Origin of the sequence: Pseudovibrio sp. Ad37, from assembly GCF_001623075.1 — a bacterium.
Classification (GTDB): Bacteria; Pseudomonadota; Alphaproteobacteria; order Rhizobiales; family Stappiaceae; genus Pseudovibrio.
Window position 1 is genome coordinate 59,733 of sequence record NZ_LMCF01000222.1, and the last position, 19,215, is coordinate 78,947.

The 19,215-nt window shown below is 52.6% G+C and carries 21 protein-coding genes and 1 other RNA gene; 6 read left to right on the forward strand and 16 right to left on the reverse strand.

The genetic code is table 11. The features are described from left to right. Positions 1–11: 11 nt before the first annotated feature. The 9 genes from tolB to ruvC form a co-directional block, all read right to left on the reverse strand. Positions 12–1,349 carry a Tol-Pal system beta propeller repeat protein TolB gene (tolB, locus tag PsAD37_RS25415; RefSeq protein ID WP_063298521.1) on the reverse strand — a complete coding sequence of 446 codons (1,338 nt, stop codon included), beginning with the start codon at positions 1,347–1,349 and terminating at the stop codon, positions 12–14. 55 nt (positions 1,350–1,404) lie between these two features. Beyond that, positions 1,405–1,725: a cell envelope integrity protein TolA gene (locus PsAD37_RS25420; RefSeq protein ID WP_153039859.1), complete on the reverse strand. Its 321-nt coding sequence runs from the start codon at positions 1,723–1,725 to the stop codon at positions 1,405–1,407. 94 nt (positions 1,726–1,819) lie between these two features. Then, positions 1,820–2,761: a hypothetical protein gene (locus tag PsAD37_RS25425; RefSeq protein ID WP_063298464.1), complete on the reverse strand. Its 942-nt coding sequence runs from the start codon at positions 2,759–2,761 to the stop codon at positions 1,820–1,822. Between the two features lie 6 nt (positions 2,762–2,767). Continuing rightward, positions 2,768–3,226, reverse strand: a complete 459-nt coding sequence (tolR, locus tag PsAD37_RS25430) for a protein TolR (protein WP_057461980.1) — start codon at positions 3,224–3,226, stop codon at positions 2,768–2,770. Positions 3,227–3,229: 3 nt separating this feature from the next. Further along, positions 3,230–4,015, reverse strand: a complete 786-nt coding sequence (tolQ, locus tag PsAD37_RS25435; RefSeq protein ID WP_063291532.1) for a protein TolQ — start codon at positions 4,013–4,015, stop codon at positions 3,230–3,232. 245 nt (positions 4,016–4,260) lie between these two features. Beyond that, positions 4,261–4,722, reverse strand: a complete 462-nt coding sequence (gene ybgC / locus PsAD37_RS25440) for a tol-pal system-associated acyl-CoA thioesterase (RefSeq protein WP_063298465.1) — start codon at positions 4,720–4,722, stop codon at positions 4,261–4,263. Between the two features lie 9 nt (positions 4,723–4,731). Further along, positions 4,732–5,778: a Holliday junction branch migration DNA helicase RuvB gene (gene ruvB / locus PsAD37_RS25445; RefSeq protein WP_063298466.1), complete on the reverse strand. Its 1,047-nt coding sequence runs from the start codon at positions 5,776–5,778 to the stop codon at positions 4,732–4,734. Further along, complete coding sequence (gene ruvA / locus PsAD37_RS25450; protein WP_063298467.1) at positions 5,778–6,392, reverse strand: Holliday junction branch migration protein RuvA; 615 nt, start codon at positions 6,390–6,392, stop codon at positions 5,778–5,780. Before ruvA ends, ruvB begins: the two co-directional genes overlap by 1 nt. Further along, on the reverse strand, positions 6,389–6,889 hold the full coding sequence (gene ruvC, locus PsAD37_RS25455; protein ID WP_063291571.1) for a crossover junction endodeoxyribonuclease RuvC: 501 nt from the start codon (positions 6,887–6,889) through the stop codon (positions 6,389–6,391). The genes ruvA and ruvC overlap by 4 nt, the downstream gene beginning before the upstream one ends. 144 nt (positions 6,890–7,033) lie before the next feature. On the opposite strand from ruvC, the gene PsAD37_RS25460 reads away from it, so the two are divergent. The 3 genes from PsAD37_RS25460 to PsAD37_RS25470 all read left to right on the forward strand — a co-directional run bounded on the left by PsAD37_RS25460 (position 7,034) and on the right by PsAD37_RS25470 (position 9,366). Beyond that, complete coding sequence (locus PsAD37_RS25460; RefSeq protein ID WP_063298468.1) at positions 7,034–7,789, forward strand: sulfite exporter TauE/SafE family protein; 756 nt, start codon at positions 7,034–7,036, stop codon at positions 7,787–7,789. 187 nt (positions 7,790–7,976) lie between these two features. After that, complete coding sequence (locus PsAD37_RS25465; protein ID WP_208980554.1) at positions 7,977–8,738, forward strand: sulfite exporter TauE/SafE family protein; 762 nt, start codon at positions 7,977–7,979, stop codon at positions 8,736–8,738. A gap of 130 nt (positions 8,739–8,868) precedes the next feature. After that, a complete protein-coding gene (locus PsAD37_RS25470) occupies positions 8,869–9,366 on the forward strand; it encodes an Lrp/AsnC family transcriptional regulator (RefSeq protein ID WP_057461985.1) in 498 nt (165 codons plus the stop codon). A gap of 4 nt (positions 9,367–9,370) precedes the next feature. Here the strand turns inward: PsAD37_RS25470 and PsAD37_RS25475 are convergent, their stop codons facing one another. The 5 genes from PsAD37_RS25475 to ssrS all read right to left on the reverse strand — a co-directional run bounded on the left by PsAD37_RS25475 (position 9,371) and on the right by ssrS (position 13,082). Beyond that, a complete protein-coding gene (locus tag PsAD37_RS25475; protein ID WP_063298469.1) occupies positions 9,371–9,955 on the reverse strand; it encodes a hypothetical protein in 585 nt (194 codons plus the stop codon). A gap of 158 nt (positions 9,956–10,113) precedes the next feature. Further along, complete coding sequence (locus PsAD37_RS25480) at positions 10,114–10,857, reverse strand: YebC/PmpR family DNA-binding transcriptional regulator (RefSeq protein ID WP_063298470.1); 744 nt, start codon at positions 10,855–10,857, stop codon at positions 10,114–10,116. 235 nt (positions 10,858–11,092) lie between these two features. Continuing rightward, the gene (locus PsAD37_RS25485; protein ID WP_063298471.1) at positions 11,093–11,929 is read right to left on the reverse strand and encodes a TIGR00282 family metallophosphoesterase; all 837 of its coding nucleotides are present in this window, start codon (positions 11,927–11,929) and stop codon (positions 11,093–11,095) included. A 242-nt stretch (positions 11,930–12,171) separates the two neighbouring features. Beyond that, positions 12,172–12,765, reverse strand: coding sequence for a 5-formyltetrahydrofolate cyclo-ligase (locus PsAD37_RS25490; RefSeq protein WP_063298472.1), 594 nt, complete (start codon positions 12,763–12,765; stop codon positions 12,172–12,174). Between the two features lie 157 nt (positions 12,766–12,922). Further along, a non-coding RNA gene (gene ssrS, locus PsAD37_RS25495) (6S RNA) lies at positions 12,923–13,082 on the reverse strand. 268 nt (positions 13,083–13,350) lie between these two features. Between ssrS and nagE the strand changes: the two genes are divergently transcribed. Continuing rightward, complete coding sequence (gene nagE / locus PsAD37_RS25500) at positions 13,351–14,769, forward strand: N-acetylglucosamine-specific PTS transporter subunit IIBC (protein ID WP_063298473.1); 1,419 nt, start codon at positions 13,351–13,353, stop codon at positions 14,767–14,769. On the opposite strand, the gene PsAD37_RS25505 is transcribed toward nagE, so the two are convergent. Together PsAD37_RS25505 and PsAD37_RS25510 are read right to left on the reverse strand one after the other, a co-directional pair. Then, positions 14,766–15,203, reverse strand: a complete 438-nt coding sequence (locus tag PsAD37_RS25505; protein ID WP_063298474.1) for a cell division protein ZapA — start codon at positions 15,201–15,203, stop codon at positions 14,766–14,768. The two genes, nagE and PsAD37_RS25505, sit on opposite strands and share 4 nt — an antisense overlap. A gap of 5 nt (positions 15,204–15,208) precedes the next feature. Continuing rightward, positions 15,209–15,505 (reverse strand): DUF4164 domain-containing protein, encoded by a 297-nt coding sequence (locus tag PsAD37_RS25510; RefSeq protein ID WP_063298475.1) that lies wholly within the window; start codon positions 15,503–15,505, stop codon positions 15,209–15,211. A gap of 556 nt (positions 15,506–16,061) precedes the next feature. On the opposite strand from PsAD37_RS25510, the gene tkt reads away from it, so the two are divergent. Continuing rightward, the gene (tkt, locus tag PsAD37_RS25515) at positions 16,062–18,062 is read left to right on the forward strand and encodes a transketolase (protein ID WP_063298476.1); all 2,001 of its coding nucleotides are present in this window, start codon (positions 16,062–16,064) and stop codon (positions 18,060–18,062) included. Between the two features lie 124 nt (positions 18,063–18,186). Continuing rightward, positions 18,187–19,194, forward strand: a complete 1,008-nt coding sequence (gap, locus tag PsAD37_RS25520) for a type I glyceraldehyde-3-phosphate dehydrogenase (RefSeq protein ID WP_057461993.1) — start codon at positions 18,187–18,189, stop codon at positions 19,192–19,194. Positions 19,195–19,215 lie beyond the last annotated feature (21 nt).

A 19,215-nucleotide genomic window follows, 5' to 3' on the forward strand; every position in this document is an offset into this window, starting at 1 on the left:
CAGTTTCATGATTAGTCGAGCAACGGAGACCATGCCGGATCTGATGCAAAGTTTGGCGTCTGAACCAGCTGTTCGTTATAGCCGGTCAGGTCAACCGTCCAGACTTGAGGACCACCCTGCTCGCCCACGGTATCGCGGAAGAACGTCAGTACACGTCCGTTTGGAGACCAGGCTGGTCCCTCATTGTGATAGCCTTCAGTGAGAATACGCTCACCCTTACCATCTGGGCGAATAACGCCAATCATAAAGCGTCCCTGATGCACCTTGGTAAAGGCAATCAAATCACCGCGCGGCGACCACACAGGCGTTGAATACTGTCCTGGCCCAAAGGATATGCGTGTCGCACCGCTTCCATTTGAGTTCATCACATAAAGCTGCTGAGAACCGCCACGGTCACTTTCAAACACCACCAGGCTCCCATCCGGTGAGAAAGAAGGACTGGTGTCGATAGCGGCTGTATTGGTCAGGCGCGTAGTCCGGCGTGTCCGGAGATCCATGAGATAAAGGTTCGCATTGCTGCCCTGCTGCAAGCTCATGATGACCTTTTGACCATCAGGAGAGAAGCGCGGCGCAAACGTCATACCTGGGAAGTTCCCAAGAACCTCACGCTGTCCGGTTTCAATGTTGAACAGGTAAACCTGCGGATTACCGCCTACATAAGACATGTAGGTCACTTCCTGAGAGACAGGAGAGAACCGAGGTGTCAGCACAAGGTCATCACCACGGGTCAGATAGCGCACATTCGCGCCATCCTGATCCATAATTGCCAGACGCTTACGGCGCACATCCTTCGGTCCGCTTTCGTCAATAAAGACCACGCGGGTATCGAAGTAGCCTTTCTCACCAGTCAAACGCTGGTAAACCGCGTCGGAAATGATGTGTGCCAGACGGCGCCAGTTTTCCGGTGTGGTAAAGAACTGCTGGCCAATCAACTGCTGACCGGCAAACACATCCCACAAGCGAAATTCTGCCCGGATCTGTCCGTTTGCCTGCTGCGCGATAGAACCAGTCACCAAAGCCTGAGAACCAATGGTTCTCCAATCGCCAAAGCGCGGCATGGTGCCCACATTCATTCCCTGCTGAATATGCGCTGTCGGATCAATCGGGCGGAATAAGCCCGAGCGCTGCAAATCCGCTGCAACAACTTGAGAAATCTGCCCTGCCACGTCTTCCTGCAAGCCGGAACCTGCAAAGGGAGAAATTGCAATCGGCATAGGTTCAACGTTGCCCTGAGTAATATCAAGTTCAATCAGGGCATATGCAGGTTGAGAGATCGCAGCAACAGTAACAGCAGCAGCCACAAGGCGACATGCATGACGCCACAGCTGCTTGACTCCTGTTGTACGCATTGGGTTAAGCCCCATCACAAAGGACATAGACCTAAGCTCCTTTCAATCTCAATACCTAATATCCACGCATATCGCGAAGATCAAAATTCAGTGTGACTGTCTTCCAGGTTTCATACTTTTCAGCCGGAAGAGAGTAAGGCGCACAGCGGGCTACGGCTCTCACCGCACTTGTTGCAGCCGCTTTGTACTCAGGAGACTTTCCTGAGCTTAACACCTGCGGGGTTCCTACAAGTTCGCCTGATCGACTAAGATCAAACTGCAATCGCACCACTCCATCAGATCCGTGAGGAGGAATCCAACAACCGGCAATTTGATCTCGAAAAACAGCTAACTCGTCGCTGGTTAACGGCAGCAAAGAAGTACCGCTATCAGCCATGGCGGCACATCCAGAGAGAACACCTGTAGCGAGGACTAGTCTCGCCCCTACCTTAACCCTTTCGATACCCAAAGCTTTTCTCATAGCTATCCCGTCAGTATCCAAGCATGTCGCGAGGAGTAAAGTTCATGATAACAGTCTCCCACGCATCGTATTTCGCAATAGGCAGCACGTCTTGATAAGGTCCACAACGTAGGATTGCCCGCACTGCTGCGCCAGCTGAAGCCGCAAAAGCAGGATGAGAACTTGAGTTCAACACACGGGGCGAACCATCGACCTCTCCGGCTCGTGTCAGCTTAAACTCAACACTCACATTCAATTCGTGAGCATCCAGAGCTCCAACAGCTGGGTTCCAACACTGCCCGATCCGCCCGCGAAGCGCATCCAGTTCAGACTGGCTCATCTTCACGTTGGTCTGACCCAATTCGGATCCAAGAGAAGCCGGTTTTGCAGACTTTGCAGTCCCGCTCGACTTCGCATTCGTTTTGTTCAGCAAAGCCGCCATCTTCGAGTTAAAGTCTTCCTTCTTCTTCGGCTCTTCCTTCTTCGGCGCTTTAGGGCGCGCTGGAGGCTTTGGCTTGGAACGTGGACGAACTTTAACGACCTGCTTCGGCTTTTCTGTTTTCTCGACTTCAGGACCAAGTTCTGCAGTCTCCGCAGGCGCCTTTTCTTTCGGCACTTCCTTTGGGGCTGGTTCTGGCTCAGCTGGTTCCGGTGGCGGCGGCGGTGTTTCAGCCTGCTGCACTTCCTTCTTCGCTTCCTGAACCTTCTTCACCTCTTTCTTAGCTTCACCGGTCTTTTTCTCCGGTTCTGGCTTTTCCGCAGGCTTCTTGGTCGGCTGCAACGCAGCCTCTTTGATTTCCTTCGCTTCTTTTGTGCCCAGCTGCAGCTTTGTCAGCTCGCTCACAGGCACAAGATCCACGGGCAGTGAATCCACCGGGGCAGTGTTCAGCTCTTTGCCCAAGTTAAGCGAAACCGCTCCGGCAACAAGCACGACCACGTGAACAACTAGCGATGCGATAAGGCCTGCACGCATTCCCGGTTAACCCTGCTCCTCTAGAGTGACGAGCCCAATGCGCTTGTATCCAGCAGCATTGATGCGACCCATAACTTTCATGATGATTCCGTAATCAGCATCCTGATCACCACGCACGTAAATACGCTCGTTGTAACCATTCTCGGCAATCGCACCGAGTTTCGCGATCAACTCATCAATAGGGATTTCGGTATCCTGAATGAACACGCCCCCATCAGACTTCACCGAAATCGCTATCGGCTCAGTGTCACCTTCCATCGCTTTTGCGCGAGTTTCAGGCAGGTCAATCGGCACGCCGACAGTCAGCAAGGGAGCTGCCACCATAAAGATGATCAGCAGTACCAGCATCACGTCCACCATCGGCGTTACGTTGATCTCGCTCATCGGTGCGTGAGAATGCCTGCGGCGACCACGTCTGCCACCTGCACGACCACCACCACCAGCTGCTCCAGTGCTCATACCCATGGTTTATCCTCGCTCATCAATGCGGCGGGACAAAATGGCGGAAAACTCGTCTGCAAAGCCTTCCATACGCGCGGCAAGCTTGCCGGAATCACTCTGCAGTTTGTTGTAAGCAATAACCGCCGGAATAGCTGCAATCAGGCCCAAACCGGTCGCAAAAAGCGCCTCGGCGATACCTGGAGCCACAACGGCAAGGTTGGTATTCTTGGAAGCTGCAATGGAGGTAAATGCATTCATGATGCCCCAGACCGTACCAAACAGACCAACAAATGGAGCCGCACTGCCGATTGTTGCAAGGAACAACAGACGTTTTTCAAGACGCTCAACTTCACGGGAGATGGTCAAATCCATCACGCGGTCGATACGCTGCTGCAGGCTGGCAATCGCAGGCTTATCCCCTTCATGAGAGCGCTTCCACTCACGCATCGCAGCCACAAACAATGCGGACATGCCGTTATTCGCACGGGAGGATAAAGACTTGTAAAGCTCTTCGAGAGATTGGCCGGACCAGAACACATTCTCAAAACGGTTCATCTGGCGACGAGAGCGACCGTACAGAACAATCTTGTCAAAGATAATCGCCCAGCTCCAGACAGAAGCAGCGATCAGACCGATCATTACAATCTTGACGACGATGTCTGCTTCCAGAAACAACGAAATGTAGGACAAGCCCGAACCCGGAGCTGCACCCAGCTCAACAGATTGCACGTCCTGAGCCGTTGCAGCCAATGGCGTCAACAAAGCCGCCGCTGCGCTCATGGCCACAACGAGTTTCATCACCTTAGAGTTCATGTAATAAGGACCTCTTGCCCTGATAACCCAAAGACCTGTCCACGGTAGAACCCCTGCCATGGACACAACCAGTCTATTAAACATTTAGCAGCCTTCCTGCCTGTCGAATTTGGCGAAACTTCGACTACAGCCAGCATTGAAGGCATAAATGAAAAGACCTGTTTAAGGTTACTGAAGGATTAAAAGGTTTCCAGTCCCGTTTACTTTGAATGAATATTGGTGATTTTTCGCGATGATTATCGCGCTTATTCGCCGTTCATTTGGGCGACTAGATCCTTAGGCAATCTGCGTGGTTTCCCGTCCGCAGAAATGGCCACAGCAGTCACACGCGCTTTGTTCAAAACTTCGTCACCACGCATAATATGCTGACTTATGAACAACCGGGCACCCTTTACCTCACCGATATCCGTATGAACTTCAAGCACATCATCGATTCGTGCAGGCTTAAGAAAATCAATGTCCATATGGCGCACAGCAAAGGCCAGCCGCTCTCCATGCATACCTGAATCCAGTTCATGATGATGCACACCGCGCATACGCAGCAGCTCAGTGCGGCCACGCTCCATAAACTTCAGATAAGCCGCGTGATAGACGACCCCTGAAAAGTCGGTATCCTCATAATACACACGCACCGGCAAAATATGTTCACTGCCGTCAATTCGTCCTGTCAGATCAGGCCAGTTTGCCTCAGTTTTTTTATCACTCATGTCTGAAGGTCAGTCTTCACCGTGTTGAAAAAGGGTCATCTGAGGCGCATGCGGGCTCTCCGGCACTGCCAGACCAAGGTGCCTGAACGCAATTGGTGTCAGAATCCGGCCACGTGGCGTCCGTTGCAGATAGCCATTCTGGATGAGATAGGGCTCGACAATCTCTTCAATCGCATCCCGCGGCTCAGAAAGCGCAGCAGCAATCGTCTCGATACCAACAGGACCACCTCCAAAATTCATGGCAATCTGCTTCAGGTAGCGGCGGTCGAGACTATCAAAGCCAGCGCTATCCACTTCCAGCTGCCGCAGAGCACGGTCTGCAAGACCAATATCAATATCAACATCTCCGGCCACAATCGCGAAATCACGCACACGGCGCAACAAACGACCGGCAATACGCGGTGTTCCGCGTGAGCGTTTGGCGATTTCAGTCGCACCGTCATCACTCATGCCGATACCCAGCAAACGCGCCCCGCGTTTCACAATCAGCTCAAGCTCTTGCGGTGTATAAAACTCAAGACGCACCGGAATACCAAACCGATCCCGCAGCGGCGTGGTCAACAAGCCAATACGGGTTGTCGCAGCAACCAGCGTAAACTTGGCCAGATCAATCTTCACAGACCGCGCAGCAGGCCCCTCACCGATGATCAGGTCAAGCTGATAATCTTCCATGGCCGGATACAACACCTCTTCAACCGCTGGGTTGAGACGGTGGATCTCATCAATGAACAGAACATCCCGGTCTTCCAGATTGGTCAGCAAAGCTGCAAGGTCACCCGCTTTTGCGATCACGGGACCCGAGGTCGCACGGAAATTGACCCCAAGCTCACGCGCCATGATCTGCGCCAGCGTCGTCTTGCCAAGGCCGGGAGGCCCAACGAACAACACATGATCCAGCGCTTCATTGCGGGCCTTGGCAGCACCAATAAACACTTTCAGGTTTTCACGCGCCTGCGCCTGCCCGGTAAATTCATCCAGCGTTTGTGGACGCATACCACTATCAATTTCGTCACCCCGGATTTCTGGAGTAACAAGGCGATCCTCACCCTCAGTCATTATGCAAGTTCCTTAAGGCCAAGGCGAATGAGCGTCTCAGCGGTTGCCTCTTCCCCTGCACTCTTCATAGCCGCCGCCACAGCAGCAGAGGCCTGAGCAGGCTGATAGCCAAGGTTGGAAAGAGCAGACACCGCATCAGCCACAGGCCGGGATGCCACATTTTCCGCAACGCTTTGCGAAACGGCAATAGTATCACCTTCAACAGAGGCAAAAGCAGGCGCCTTGTCTTTCAGCTCAGTCACAATGCGTTCCGCAACGCGCTTGCCAACACCCGGTGCCCGTGTGATCGCAGTCTTATCGCCCAGCGCGATCGCGTTCGCCACTTCAGTCGCGCGCATGATGCCTAAAATGCCCAGCGCAACCTTTGCCCCGACACCCTGAACGGTCATGAGTATGCGGAACCATTCACGTTCGTTGTCCTCGGAAAAACCGAAGAGCTTGATCATGTCCTCACGGACCATGGTCTCAATGGCCAGCACAGCAGCTTCGCCGACACGCGGCAGTTGCTGCAACACGCGAGAGGGGCAATGCACCTGATAACAAACACCCTGCACATCCAGCAGTACAAAATCATCGCCGTAACTGTCGACGACACCCTTGAGTTTCCCGATCATTTCAAACGCGCCTCCGCTGCGGCCAGACGGCCCGTTACACTACCCCGGTGATGACTATGGCAGATCGCAATCGCCAGTGCATCCGCCGCGTCGTCCGAGTTAAACGTCGCCTTCGGCATCAACACCTTCACCATCATACGGATTTGCTCTTTTTCCGCATGCCCGGTTCCCACCACAGTCTTTTTCACCAGGTTCGGAGCATATTCTGAAACCACGAGATTGTGCAGAGATGGCACAAGCAGAGCGATCCCCCTCGCCTGCCCCAGCTTAAGCGTAGCTCCGGCATCCTTGTTCACAAACGTATTCTCAACCGCAGCCTCGGAAGGATCATAGCGTTCAATCACTTCTTGCAAGCCAGTGTACAACTGCTTGAGCCGTTCTGCGAGGGAGTACTTGCTGTTGGATTGTATCGTGCCGCTTCCAATGAAGCTGACGCGATTACCTTTGGCATCAATAATGCCCCAACCAGTGTTCCTGAGGCCAGGGTCAACACCCATGATTCGAATTGAATGATCCATAGAACAAACCGGTAACGAAAAATCTCCGAAGACGCTAGCCGGTAACCTCAACCAATCGCTTAATCCGTTAAAATTCAGGAGTAATCCACGCGTTCCTGCAAATCCTGCAGGTAAGGACCCGGTATGATTGAAGCATTGTCTGCACACTCTGCCTTGCAGTTGTGTCTGGTGGCTGGAGCCATCCTTTTGGCAGGTTTGATGCGCGGATTTGCCGGGTTTGGCTCAGGTATGGTCTGGATCCCCCTCGCTGCGCTGGTCATCGGCCCAAAACTCGCTGCCGCCACACTTCTCATCCTCGACACCGTCATCGCACTGCCACTCATTTTCCCGGCAACCAAGTTGTGCCGATGGAAAAGCGTCGTGCCTGCCGCCATTGGAGCGATTCTAGCTGTCTCTGTCGGCGCATGGATCCTCGCCAACGCACCACCCTTTATTCTGCACTGGGGCATATCCATCGTAGTGCTCGCGCTGCTGGCCGTCCTCATGTCCAACTGGACCTATTCAGAGGAACCCAGCCGCAAGCAGAACCTCGGTGTCGGGGCACTCTCCGGCCTGCTTGGCGGCTTCAGCCAGATGCCGTCCATCCCTATCTACACACTTTGGGCCACCGGCCCCCATCCACAAAACATAATCCGCGCCAACATGATCGTGTTTATCGCGATAGCCGACGTCTCCGCGTATGCCTCTTACGCTTACAACGGCCTTTTCACAAAAGAACTCATCCCGGTCCTGATCATCGCAGGTCCAATCTATCTGGGTTGTCTTATGTTTGGTGCGAAAGCCTTCAAAAGCGCACCACCTACGTATTTCAAATGGGCTGCAAAAGGCATCATCTTCCTCGCTGCGGTCGTTTCCCTGCCATTCTTCCACGACCTCTAGCCATACCTGCCTCACTCAATTTCCCGCAGTTTCACAAGGCTAAAGGGCAAATTGCGATGTTCTCCAGAGGGTAATTGAGAAATTCTCGACAATTCCTCCAATTGTCCCGATTGGAGGAAGGCACCTTCGTAACTTATAGTCCGCACAACTAGGAAGCCTAAAACCAACCTTCTCAGCAGAGGCATATATGCTCCCAGACGTCGCAGGACTCGAATCCCCGGCCTTCTTGATGGTGTGCGCAACTATAGCGCTTGCCGGGTTAACCCGTGGGTTTGCGGGCTTCGGAGCCGCGATGATCTACATGCCCATCGCCTCCGCCATTATGGAGCCAAAGCTGGCCGCCGCCTCCCTTCTCATGGTCGATGCAACAATCTCACTCCCCATGGTGGTCTCAGCCACCAAAATCTGCGACTGGAGAACGGTCCTTCCAGCAGCAGGAGGGGCAGTGATCACAGTATCTATCGGCGCATGGGTACTCACGAATGCCGATCCCTACGTTTTGCGCTGGGTTCTGTCCGGTGTGGTACTCCTCCTGCTAATCATTTTGATTTCGGGATGGCGCTACACCAAGGCACCCAACAAGCGCACCTCCTTTGGGGTTGGCGCAGTTTCTGGTCTGCTCGGCGGCATGACACAACTGGCTGGCCCTCCGGTCATCACCTACTGGATGTCAGGGCCCCTGCCCGTCAGCGTAATCCGCGCCAACCTGATCACATACTTCTTCTTCACCAGTTTCGGCTCATTTGCGGCGTTCTGGTGGAATGGTCTGATCACACAGGAACTGCTGCTCCTCTCACTCCTGATCTGCCCGGCATACGGCCTGAGCATCTATTTGGGAGCCAAAGGGTTCTCACTATCAAGCGGTCGGTCGTACCGCGCACTCGCTTATTCACTCATATTGGGAGCTGCCATCACAAGCATGCCAATTTTGGATGGAATTCTCAGATAATCTAAGACCACACACACACGTTGATAACGGCCAAGAGAAGCCTCAGGCAACCAACACGGCTTGCGAAACAAAGAAAAACAGCTTAGTTTCCGCAATAATATCCCTATAAACAGACGAAAAAACCAGATTTATGCCAAAATCATCGCTCGACAAGATTGACCTAGAAATCCTGAAAAATCTTCAGGAGGACGGCCGCCTGACCAACGTAGAGTTGGCAGGTAAAGTCGCCCTATCCCCATCTCCATGCCTGCGCCGCGTCAAAAACCTCGAGGACAGCGGTGTGATCAACGGTTATCAGGCATCCGTGAATCGCAAGACTGTTGGTCTTGGCATGACGGTCTTTGTTGAAATGCGCGTAGGCAAACAAAGCAAAGCGCAGATCATGTCAATCATTGAGCGCGTCACCTCTCAGCCAGAAGTCGTGTCGTGTCATCTGGTCTCAGGCCAATCCGATATCCTTGCTGAGATTGTTGTTCCAACGCTGGAAGCCTATGACGTATTCCTCTCTGACTTCCTGATGTCGCTGGACGGCGTCGAAGATGTACGGTCCAACTTTGCAATCCGCACACTCAAAGCAAACGGCGCATTGCCACTACAGCATCTGGAATCCATTATCGACGACGATTAATCAATCACGAGGCGTCCTCGTTGTTACCTGAACCGGTAACGATCTGCGCCATACTGACCAGCTCGGAAATCCTGTCCTGAAGGAAGTTGCTGTTTTGAGCGATGAGCAGCATCTGCCTTTGATAAAGGCAAAACAAGTATGCACCAATACAAAGCCCCAATCCGATAAAGGAAAGGGACTGCCCGAGCAAAGCAAGGCCGATGTAGAGCAAAGGTGGGAACACAGTCACAGTGACTGAACACAGGGATACCCACCACTCTCCCTTATGAAAACCATTGATCGGCATGGTTAGAATAGCAGCTGTCGCAATCAGACAGCGCTCTTTCATTGTCCGGGCAATGTTCACTGCCTGCCGCAGATACAGCGCCGTCAACAGGCCAGTTATCGTCAGCACATACGGCGCACTGAGCATACAAAAGCCGTAGACCCGTGCCACCAACGGTGCCCTCTCCTCCCAGACACCGGAAGGCGTTTCCAGCACGGCACCAAGAACCAGCAGAGCGGCATAAGCAATCGCCAGCAAATGCAGCCGCCATGCTGAGCCGATAGCATGCTCAATCACGCGAACCTTGTCGTTTTCCTCACTCACGAACCTGCCTCAACCCTGATCATAGTCGCAAAAAGGTTTCACAGAGCCCCAACGAAGCCAACTCCATTGAAATCAGGGGCACCCTCACAAAACAAGCACGCAACAAAAAAGGCGGCACGCAAAACGCACCGCCTTTAAAACTTAATCAGAAAACAGGCTTAGCCGAGCTTTGCCATGATTTCCTCTGAGATATCGAAGTTAGAGAAGACGTTCTGCACGTCATCATCATCTTCCAGCGCATCCATCAGCTTCATGATGGTGCCAGCTTTCTCTTCGTTCACTTCTACAAGATTCTGCGGCTTCCAGATGATCTTTACAGACTCAGCTTCGCACAGCGCTTCTTCCAGCACCTTGGAAACGTCGGAGAGATCCTCGAAGGCACAGATAATGGTGTGGCCGTCTTCATCGCTCTCAACGTCATCAGCACCGGCTTCAATGCCAGCTTCCATGACGGTGTCTGCATCACCAGCTTCAGGCTTGTAAACAAGCTCGCCAACACGATCGAACATGAAGGAGACAGAACCGGTTTCCCCCATGGATCCACCGTATTTGGTGAAGTAGGAACGCACATTTGCAGCAGAGCGGTTTTTGTTGTCAGTCAGGACCTCAACAATAATCGCGGTGCCACCTGGGCCATAACCCTCATAGCGAATCTCGGTATAATCAGCACCCTCACCAGCCTGAGACTTTGCGATCGCGCGGGCAATGTTGTCCTTCGGCATGGACTGGGCCTTCGCGTTCTGCACAGCAAGGCGCAGGCGAGGGTTTTTGTCCGGGTCAGGATCACCCATCTTCGCAGCAACGGTAATCTCTTTGGAAAAGCGAGAGAACAGTTTGGAACGTACAGCATCCTGACGTCCCTTGCGGTGCATGATATTTTTGAATTTTGAATGTCCGGCCATAGGTCTTCCCGGCTTGTGTTTGCAAATAAAACTTATAGCTCAAAGGAGCGCTCACCAAGCCGCTGATAGCTTGGACAGCGCTCTCCCCGACACGTATGTCGCCAAAACGTCGAGCAAATTTGATGAAAGCTTATAAGACGCTTACACGACAAAATCCAGAGCAAGAAACCGCGAGAGAGCTCCCGACCTTCCTCTTCCCTACCAATCAACGTGTAAGCATGACGTTTATTCAGGCTTAGCTGTTTGCTGCGCTTGGCCAAAATGGTGGGATAATCTGCGACAAACGCCCGCCAATCCGTACTGGAGAGACATGCTTGGCCAGACCCGTGCGGTCATCCGTCTCAACAGCAACACCACAAACCGTTGCTTCACCCAATGCAGGTGTAAAACGGCTGCCATTCACTTTGCGCAGGAAGCGGTTGACCGGTTCTTCCTTATCCATACCCAAAACAGAATCGTAATCGCCACACATGCCCGCATCGGACATATAGGCCGTGCCGCCCACCAGAACCTGATGATCAGCAGTCGGAACATGCGTATGGGTGCCAACAACCAGAGAGGCACGGCCATCACAGAAATGACCCATCGCCTGCTTTTCAGAGGTCGCTTCGGCGTGCATATCAATAATGATCGCATCAGCCATAGCGCCCAGCGGGCAGTCTGCAAGAATTTTGTCGATAGCAGCAAACGGACAATCCAGCGCATCCATGTAAACGCGGCCCATCACATTCACCACCAGCACATCAGCACCATTTCTTGCACGGTAAAGGTTTGCGCCCTTACCCGGTGTACCTGATGGATAGTTTGCAGGGCGCAGCAAGCGGTTCTGACGCTCGATATAAACAAGCGTATCGCGCTGATCCCAAATGTGGTTGCCAGTGGTAACAACGTCAGCACCAGCATCCAGCACATTTTCAAGAATTTCTTCGGTGATACCAAAGCCTGCTGCGGAGTTTTCGCCGTTCACAACGACAAAATCCAATTGGTTGTCTTCAACAAGTTGAGGCAGTTCATCAGTCGCAGCGTTGCGACCAGCGCGCCCAACAAGATCCCCAAGAAACAGCAGCTGCATTTATACACCCTTTCAGACGTATCCCCGAAATGCCCGCTCGGCTTTCTATCAGGACACGCACAAAACAAACCGTAGAACATGGCGCGTAATTGCATTTAAACGCGAGGCATGCCCTGCCACGTATTCCAGACCTAAGGCTTTATAATGAAAGAATACGCGCACATCATTTGGACCAAAGCAGACCCGCCAGCTCTCGAGCATTTCATGCAAATCGCAGAAGGCCCAGTGCCTGACAAATCACTCTAATCACCAGCTTTCAGAAGCCCATGATCTGTCAGGATTCCATCCAATTGACGATCATGCGGTTCCATCGGAACCTCTTCTACCTCTTGAACCGCAAATGCAACCCCAATCGCAGTGAGATCGGTAAGTTTTTCCAGATCACTCAATGCACGGTCGTAAAAACCTTTGCCATATCCGATGCGGTTGCAATCCTGATCAAAGGCAGAGAGCGGCACCAGCACCACATTGGGGTGTACAACCTCTGCCTCTGGTCCCGGTGCCATACTACCAAAACCCGCCGGTTCCAGCGGTCCGCCTTTATCCAGACGGCGAAACTCAAGATCATCACCAATGACAACAGGAAGACATAAAGAACAGCCGGTCTTCGCCAATGCATCCATCAGCGGACGTGGATCAACCTCATCACGAATAGGCCAGAACCCGGCAACAACCGATCCCGGTTCCACCCCAAGCTCACCAGCATACCCTACAAGATCAAGCGACCGCTCAATCCGCTCTATAGGCGAAAGAGTTGCCCGCGCAGCAAGTCCGGCTTTCCGCACGTCTCGCTTGGCAAGTTTACAATCCGCATTCTCGGTGTCTTGAGACGTCAACACGCACCTCACTTCTATTGAATGGCGCATTTCCGAAAGGATTGGATCGCTTTTCGGGACACAATACGCATGAACGATGCGCATTATGATGCAGCCTGCGAAAAATCGCAAAGCAAGAGAGCATCACTGAAATGAGAGAGGAAAACAAAAAGATAAGAGCGCGCCACAACAGCCGTTGGAGAGTGTGCAATCCCGGAGAACCTACTATGTAGGTGGGTGCCGTGTCCCCAAGCCCACGAGCGAGGGAAGGAACAGCTCCCAAAGGAATGCGTAAGGCCCCGGGGATATGTGTCTCCTGACGAACCGCGCAGCAACGCAATGGGTGATATAGGCCAGAGCGAATAAAATTACCAGCCCCTCAGATCCAACCTTCGCATTAAATCAAGCGTAACCCACTGTCATAAACAAATATCACCAGCCCATATGCGAGTGCTTTTTTAAGATTACTAACTCGATCACAGAGAACCTTTCATAACGCAGGGTCATGTTCTGCAGCTTCTTCATAGTTTTCGCGTAAATAAAGACACATGAAGAGGAAGTCGGACTTCAAGGCCCCTGGGTTTTATCGAGAGGAAGGAAAGTTGAATGTCAAACAATGCGTTTGCAGGCGTTCAGAAGCTCGGGCAATCCTTAATGCTGCCAATTGCAGTGCTGCCAGTCGCAGCGATCCTCCTGCGCATCGGACAAGCCGATCTTCTTGATCTTCCCTTCGTTGCCTCTGCCGGGAGTGCAATTTTCGCCAATCTGGGCATGCTGTTTGCCGTAGGTATCGCAGTTGGCTTTGCCAAGGAGAACCACGGTGCAGCAGCTCTGGCGGGTTTGGTCGGCTTTCTCATTGCACAACAAGGCGCTGTTGAACTAGCAGGGCTCAGCCAAGAACAAGCTCTCAAGATGGAAGGCCGTATTGCAGTCCCGGTCGGGATCATCATGGGCATCACGGCAGGCCTGCTCTACAACAAATTCCGGGATATCAAACTTCCTGATTACCTAGCCTTCTTCGGAGGCCGCCGCTTTGTACCCATCGTGACCGGTATGGCGGCACTGCTCGTTGCCGCCCTCTTTGGCTATGGCTGGCTTTGGTTTGACAGAGCTCTAATCTCCCTCACAAACACAATCACGCATATGGGTGATGTGGGCTTGTTCCTCTATGGCGCTTTGAACCGGTTACTGATCGTCACAGGCCTTCATCACATCCTGAACAACATCGCCTGGTTCATTCTGGGCGACTATATCACCGCCTCAGGAGATGTTGTCACCGGCGACCTGAACCGCTTTTTCGCGGGAGATCCAACCGCCGGAGCCTACATGGCCGGCTTTTTCCCGGTCATGATGTTTGGGCTGCCCGCCGCATGCCTTGCCATGTACCATTGCTCAAAGCCAGAAAATCGCAAAGTCGTAGGAGGCATACTGCTCTCTATGGCGCTCACGTCATTCCTGACCGGCATCACTGAGCCGATCGAGTTTGCCTTTATGTTCCTGGCTCCTGCACTTTACGTGATCCACGCAATCCTCACGGGCGTCTCGATGGTTGTAATGAACGTGCTGGGCGTGAAGCTGGGTTTTGGTTTTTCAGCAGGTTTGTTTGATTACCTGATCAACTACGGCATCTCCACGAAACCACTCCTGTTAATCCCGGTTGGAGCAGCATTCTTCGCCATCTACTATTTTCTGTTCGTGGCAACCATTAAGCTCTTTGACCTGAAGACCATGGGTCGTGAAACTGAAAAAGTGGATAAAACAGCGGACAACCTCTCCGCAACAAACAGCAAAGCGCATGCTTATCTGGAAGCCTTGGGTGGCTCAGCCAACCTTTTGGAAATAGATGCCTGCGCAACTCGATTGCGCCTGAAAGTGATAGATAGTGATGCCATCAATGAAGCGGTTTTGAAACAACTCGGCGTTCACGGTGTCATCAAACCTGCAACTGGCTCGGTCCAGGTGGTTGTTGGCCCAATAGCGGACCAACTGGCAGGCGAGATAAAGGAAGAAACAAAGAGGTCTTAAGCCGCACTTTCGTCTTCGCGCAACTCGCTGTCCATATCAGTGCTCAACTGTTCAATCTTGTCTGCGCTTTCCAGCAGGCGCGCAACAATTCTGGCTTCTTTCTCACGGTGCTCTTTCTCAAGCTCCTCAATACGGCTCAGATAACGTTGCTCTTGCGCAGCTAGGCGCCCTTCAACAGAAGCCTCAGCCTTTCCGAGTTCTTCGATACGCCCTTCAGCAGCGCGCAATTTCCGCTCAACTTCGGCAAGGTGATCCGTCACCATGATGCCCGCCATCACGGTTAAGCGCTGATCGCCAATCTCACCAAAATTCTCTCTCAGGCTACTGATGCTGTCGTCAAAACGCTGAGCAAGACCGAGAAGCCGTTCTTCCTCACCATCATCACACGCCATGCGAAAGCTGCGATCATTGATTGTAACTGTAATCTGCGCCATTGATCTTAGCTCTCCTGTCCGTCGAGAACAGTACGAATGGATTCCATGGCAGCAACAAGGCGGCGGGAAACATCTTTGTTGACATCTTCAAGTCGCGAACCACGCGCCTCGGCCTGATCAAGCTTTGATGCCAGCTGTGTTCGATCCTCACCAATTCTCTGCAAGTCGTTTTCTAACGCATCAAGGGTCTTGTCACGGGACGTCCTGCGATGAAGCGCCCCTTCAAGCTTCGTGATGGAGGCAGTAATACGATCCAGCGCATGATCCAGATCTTGCCCACTATCCATCTTCACCTCTGACATCTACCTGTATCCGTACTCACCAAAACATCAGTCACCATTGGGAGATGGCAACCCGACCTAATCCCGTCTAGGGAAGCGGAAGACAATTATCCATTAGCTGGAGGGAATCGTCGAGCTTTATTCACATAATATCTTAGGAATATGCGAGAACCATCTCATTTATCAGTGATTACAGAACTTACAAACGCCTTCGACTCGAAAAATTACCCCACGCAACATTCGTGAACAAAACACAAGCTCCGCCACCATAAAAATCTAATGAACACGCATTTTACGCTAAGCAAATTCACTCATTAAAGAGACCTTGGCAACATAACTTATGTTGACAAATGCTATTCAAATTTCAAAAGCGCTCAACTTACGCAATAAACGGCACCAGAAGAGCTCAGTTTCATTGACTCAACTTTCTGACCTGCTATGTCTCCTTCCGTTATTCGTTCGTGGACAACTGCCAATTCGCATTAGTCTGGGGCAAAGACTATGGCACCTGTCATCGAATTTACACTAGCTATTAGTAAAGAACCGGCTGCCCTGCCGGGTCGACAGCGGGAATAAGATGACCGATCTCGAAAAGCACTCTCGCATGGCGAATGCGATACGCTTTCTTTCAATGGACGCCGTTGAAAAAGCAAAATCTGGGCACCCTGGACTTCCAATGGGTGCAGCCGATATCGCAACGGTCCTGTTTTCCAAGTTTCTGAAGTTTGATCCGAACTCCCCGAAATGGGCAGACCGTGATCGCTTTGTGCTCTCCGCAGGGCACGGATCCATGCTGCTGTATTCCACACTCTATCTGCTGGGATACGAAGACTTCTCCATTGAACAGCTTCAGCAGTTCCGCCAGCTCGGCGCACGGACATGCGGCCACCCGGAATACGGTCATGGCGCAGGCATCGAGACCACCACCGGTCCTCTCGGACAGGGCCTTGGCAACGCAGTTGGCATGGCAATCGCTGAGCGTCTGCAGGAAGAGCGTTTCGGCAAAGATCTCGTAAACCACTACACCTACGTTCTCGCAGGTGATGGTTGCTTGATGGAAGGTATCTCTCAGGAATCTATTTCTTTGGCAGGCCACCTCAAGCTGAACAAATTGATCCTCATCTGGGACGACAACGGCATCACCATTGATGGTTCCGTAGATCTGTCAGACAGCACCGATCAGATCGCACGCTTCAAGGCATCCGGCTGGAACACCATCTCCATCGATGGTCATGATCCGGAAGAAATCGAAGCAGCGTTGACTGAAGCTCGCAAGAGCGACAAGCCAACAATGATTGCGGCGAAAACCACAATCGGCTTCGGGTCTCCAAACAAATCCGGCACCAACAAAGTGCACGGTGCTCCTCTGGGCGCTGAAGAAATTGCAGCAACCCGCGAAGCTCTTGGCTGGTCTGCTGAGCCGTTTGAAGTACCAAGCGACGTTCTTGATGCATGGCGCATCGCAGGTCTGCGTTCCGCAAACGCTCGTAAAGAGTGGGAACAGCGCTTCAACGAAGCAAACCCTGAGCAGCGTGGCGAGTTTGAACGCCGTTGCCGTGGCGACCTGCCATCCGGCTTCGACGCAGCAATCGACGCCTACAAGAAAGAGCTTGCAGACACCCAGCCAAAAATGGCGACCCGTAAGGCGTCCCAGGCTGTTCTGAAAGTGATTACAGGTGCTGTGCCAGAAACCATCGGCGGCTCTGCTGACCTGACTGGTTCCAACAACACCAACACCGAACATACACCACCAGTCACTCCGGACGACTTCTCCGGCCGCTTCATTCACTGGGGCATCCGTGAGCACGGCATGGCTGCAGCAATGAACGGTATGGCCCTGCACGGCGGAGTTATCCCCTACTCTGGTGGCTTCCTGATCTTCTCCGATTACTGCCGTCCGTCTCTGCGTCTGGCAGCCCTGATGAAGCAGCGCGTCATTCACGTAATGACCCACGACTCCATCGGTTTGGGTGAAGATGGTCCAACACACCAGCCTGTGGAGCACTTCGCTGCTCTACGTTGTATCCCAGATCTGCAGTTCTTCCGCCCAGCGGACATCACTGAGACCCTGGAATGCTGGCAGTTGGCAATGAAAGCCACTGATAATCCAAGCGTTTTGGCTCTGACCCGTCAGAACCTGCCGTCCCTTCGTCCTCACTACGAAAGCGAAAACCTGTGTGCCAAAGGCGCATACATCATCGCTGATTGTGAAGAAGAAGCGACCGTTACTCTGTTCGCAACCGGCTCCGAAGTTGAGATCGCAGTCGACGCGAAAAAAGAGCTCGACGGCAAGGGAATTGCGACCCGTGTGGTCTCCGTCCCGAGCTTCGAACTCTTCGAGCAACAATCTGACGCATATAAGAATGCCATCATTGGTGGTAGTCCGGTGAAGATCGCTGTGGAAGCGGGCGTTCGTATGGGTTGGGATCGCTTTGTCGGTTCTGATGGTGGTTTCGTAGGCATGTCAGGATTTGGTGCCTCCGCCCCTTACCAGGAGCTCTATGAGCATTTCGGGATTACTGCCGATGCAGTGGTCCAAGAGGCAGAAAAGCGCCTTGGCGATAGCGATAACGCCTAAAGCTGACTAAATGAAGCTTCTGGCTCCTCTCAGCCAGAGGCCTCTCAGAAGACGGCCGGCAAGAGCTGGCGAATATATAAAACGAGGGCGTTTTTTAAGGCGCCGTACCGAAAGAGGTTCTTAAATGGCAGTCAAGGTAGCCATCAATGGCTTTGGTCGCATTGGTCGTAATGTTCTCCGTGCAATCATTGAATCCGGTCGTACCGACATTGAAGTTGTAGCAATTAACGACCTCGGCCCGGTTGAAACGAACGCACACCTGCTGCAGTTTGACTCCGTACACGGCAAGTTCCCTGCAAAAGTGACCGTAGACGGCGACACAATCGATTGTGGTCGTGGTCCAATCAAAGTAACCGCTATCCGTGATCCTAAAGAATTGCCTTGGGGTGAAATGGGTATCGACGTTGCGTTGGAGTGCACCGGCATCTTCACCGCAAAAGAAAAAGCTTCCCTGCATCTGGAAGCTGGCGCAAAGCGCGTTCTGGTTTCTGCTCCTGCAGCAGGCGCTGACAAAACAATCGTTTACGGCGTAAACCACGACACCCTGACTTCTGAAGATCTGGTTGTTTCCAACGCATCTTGCACCACCAACTGTCTGTCTCCGGTAGCTTACGTTCTGGACAAACTGGTTGGCATCGAAAAAGGCTTCATGACCACCGTTCACTCTTACACCGGTGATCAGCCTACTCTCGACACAATGCACAAGGATCTGTACCGCGGCCGCGCAGCAGCTCTTTCCATGATCCCAACCTCCACAGGTGCTGCTAAGGCTGTTGGCCTGGTTCTGCCTGAGCTGGCTGGTAAACTGGACGGCGTTGCAATCCGCGTACCTACTCCAAACGTTTCTGTTGTTGACCTGACCTTCATCGCGAAGAAAGAAACTTCCGTAGAAGAAATCAACGCAGCAATCAAAGCAGCGGCTGAAGGCGAACTGAAGGGCGTTCTTGGTTACACCGAAGTGCCAAACGTTTCTTGCGACTTCAACCACGACCCACACTCTTCCATCTTCCACATGGACCAGACCAAGGTCATGGAAGGCACAATGGTTCGTATCCTCACCTGGTACGACAACGAGTGGGGCTTCTCCAACCGCATGGCGGACACCGCTGTTGCGATGGCAAAGCTCATCTAATCCTAAAATCTCAGTATTGAG

Excerpts from the sequence above, each read along its gene's own strand:
- PsAD37_RS25480 (WP_063298470.1), bottom strand. The coding sequence starts at position 10,857 with ATGGCCGGACATTCAAAATTCAAAAATATCATGCACCGCAAGGGACGT.
- ruvB (WP_063298466.1), bottom strand. The coding sequence starts at position 5,778 with ATGACTGAGGGTGAGGATCGCCTTGTTACTCCAGAAATCCGGGGTGAC.
- tkt (WP_063298476.1), top strand. The coding sequence starts at position 16,062 with ATGACCGATCTCGAAAAGCACTCTCGCATGGCGAATGCGATACGCTTT.
- PsAD37_RS25510 (WP_063298475.1), bottom strand. The coding sequence starts at position 15,505 with ATGTCAGAGGTGAAGATGGATAGTGGGCAAGATCTGGATCATGCGCTG.
- gap (WP_057461993.1), top strand. The coding sequence starts at position 18,187 with ATGGCAGTCAAGGTAGCCATCAATGGCTTTGGTCGCATTGGTCGTAAT.
- tolR (WP_057461980.1), bottom strand. The coding sequence starts at position 3,226 with ATGGGTATGAGCACTGGAGCAGCTGGTGGTGGTGGTCGTGCAGGTGGC.
- ybgC (WP_063298465.1), bottom strand. The coding sequence starts at position 4,722 with ATGAGTGATAAAAAAACTGAGGCAAACTGGCCTGATCTGACAGGACGA.
- ruvA (WP_063298467.1), bottom strand. The coding sequence starts at position 6,392 with ATGATCGGGAAACTCAAGGGTGTCGTCGACAGTTACGGCGATGATTTT.
- PsAD37_RS25420 (WP_153039859.1), bottom strand. The coding sequence starts at position 1,725 with ATGGCTGATAGCGGTACTTCTTTGCTGCCGTTAACCAGCGACGAGTTA.
- PsAD37_RS25505 (WP_063298474.1), bottom strand. The coding sequence starts at position 15,203 with ATGGCGCAGATTACAGTTACAATCAATGATCGCAGCTTTCGCATGGCG.
- PsAD37_RS25425 (WP_063298464.1), bottom strand. The coding sequence starts at position 2,761 with ATGCGTGCAGGCCTTATCGCATCGCTAGTTGTTCACGTGGTCGTGCTT.
- PsAD37_RS25485 (WP_063298471.1), bottom strand. The coding sequence starts at position 11,929 with ATGCAGCTGCTGTTTCTTGGGGATCTTGTTGGGCGCGCTGGTCGCAAC.
- PsAD37_RS25460 (WP_063298468.1), top strand. The coding sequence starts at position 7,034 with ATGATTGAAGCATTGTCTGCACACTCTGCCTTGCAGTTGTGTCTGGTG.
- ruvC (WP_063291571.1), bottom strand. The coding sequence starts at position 6,889 with ATGGGTGTTGACCCTGGCCTCAGGAACACTGGTTGGGGCATTATTGAT.
- PsAD37_RS25465 (WP_208980554.1), top strand. The coding sequence starts at position 7,977 with ATGCTCCCAGACGTCGCAGGACTCGAATCCCCGGCCTTCTTGATGGTG.
- PsAD37_RS25470 (WP_057461985.1), top strand. The coding sequence starts at position 8,869 with ATGCCAAAATCATCGCTCGACAAGATTGACCTAGAAATCCTGAAAAAT.
- tolQ (WP_063291532.1), bottom strand. The coding sequence starts at position 4,015 with ATGAACTCTAAGGTGATGAAACTCGTTGTGGCCATGAGCGCAGCGGCG.
- nagE (WP_063298473.1), top strand. The coding sequence starts at position 13,351 with ATGTCAAACAATGCGTTTGCAGGCGTTCAGAAGCTCGGGCAATCCTTA.
- tolB (WP_063298521.1), bottom strand. The coding sequence starts at position 1,349 with ATGCGTACAACAGGAGTCAAGCAGCTGTGGCGTCATGCATGTCGCCTT.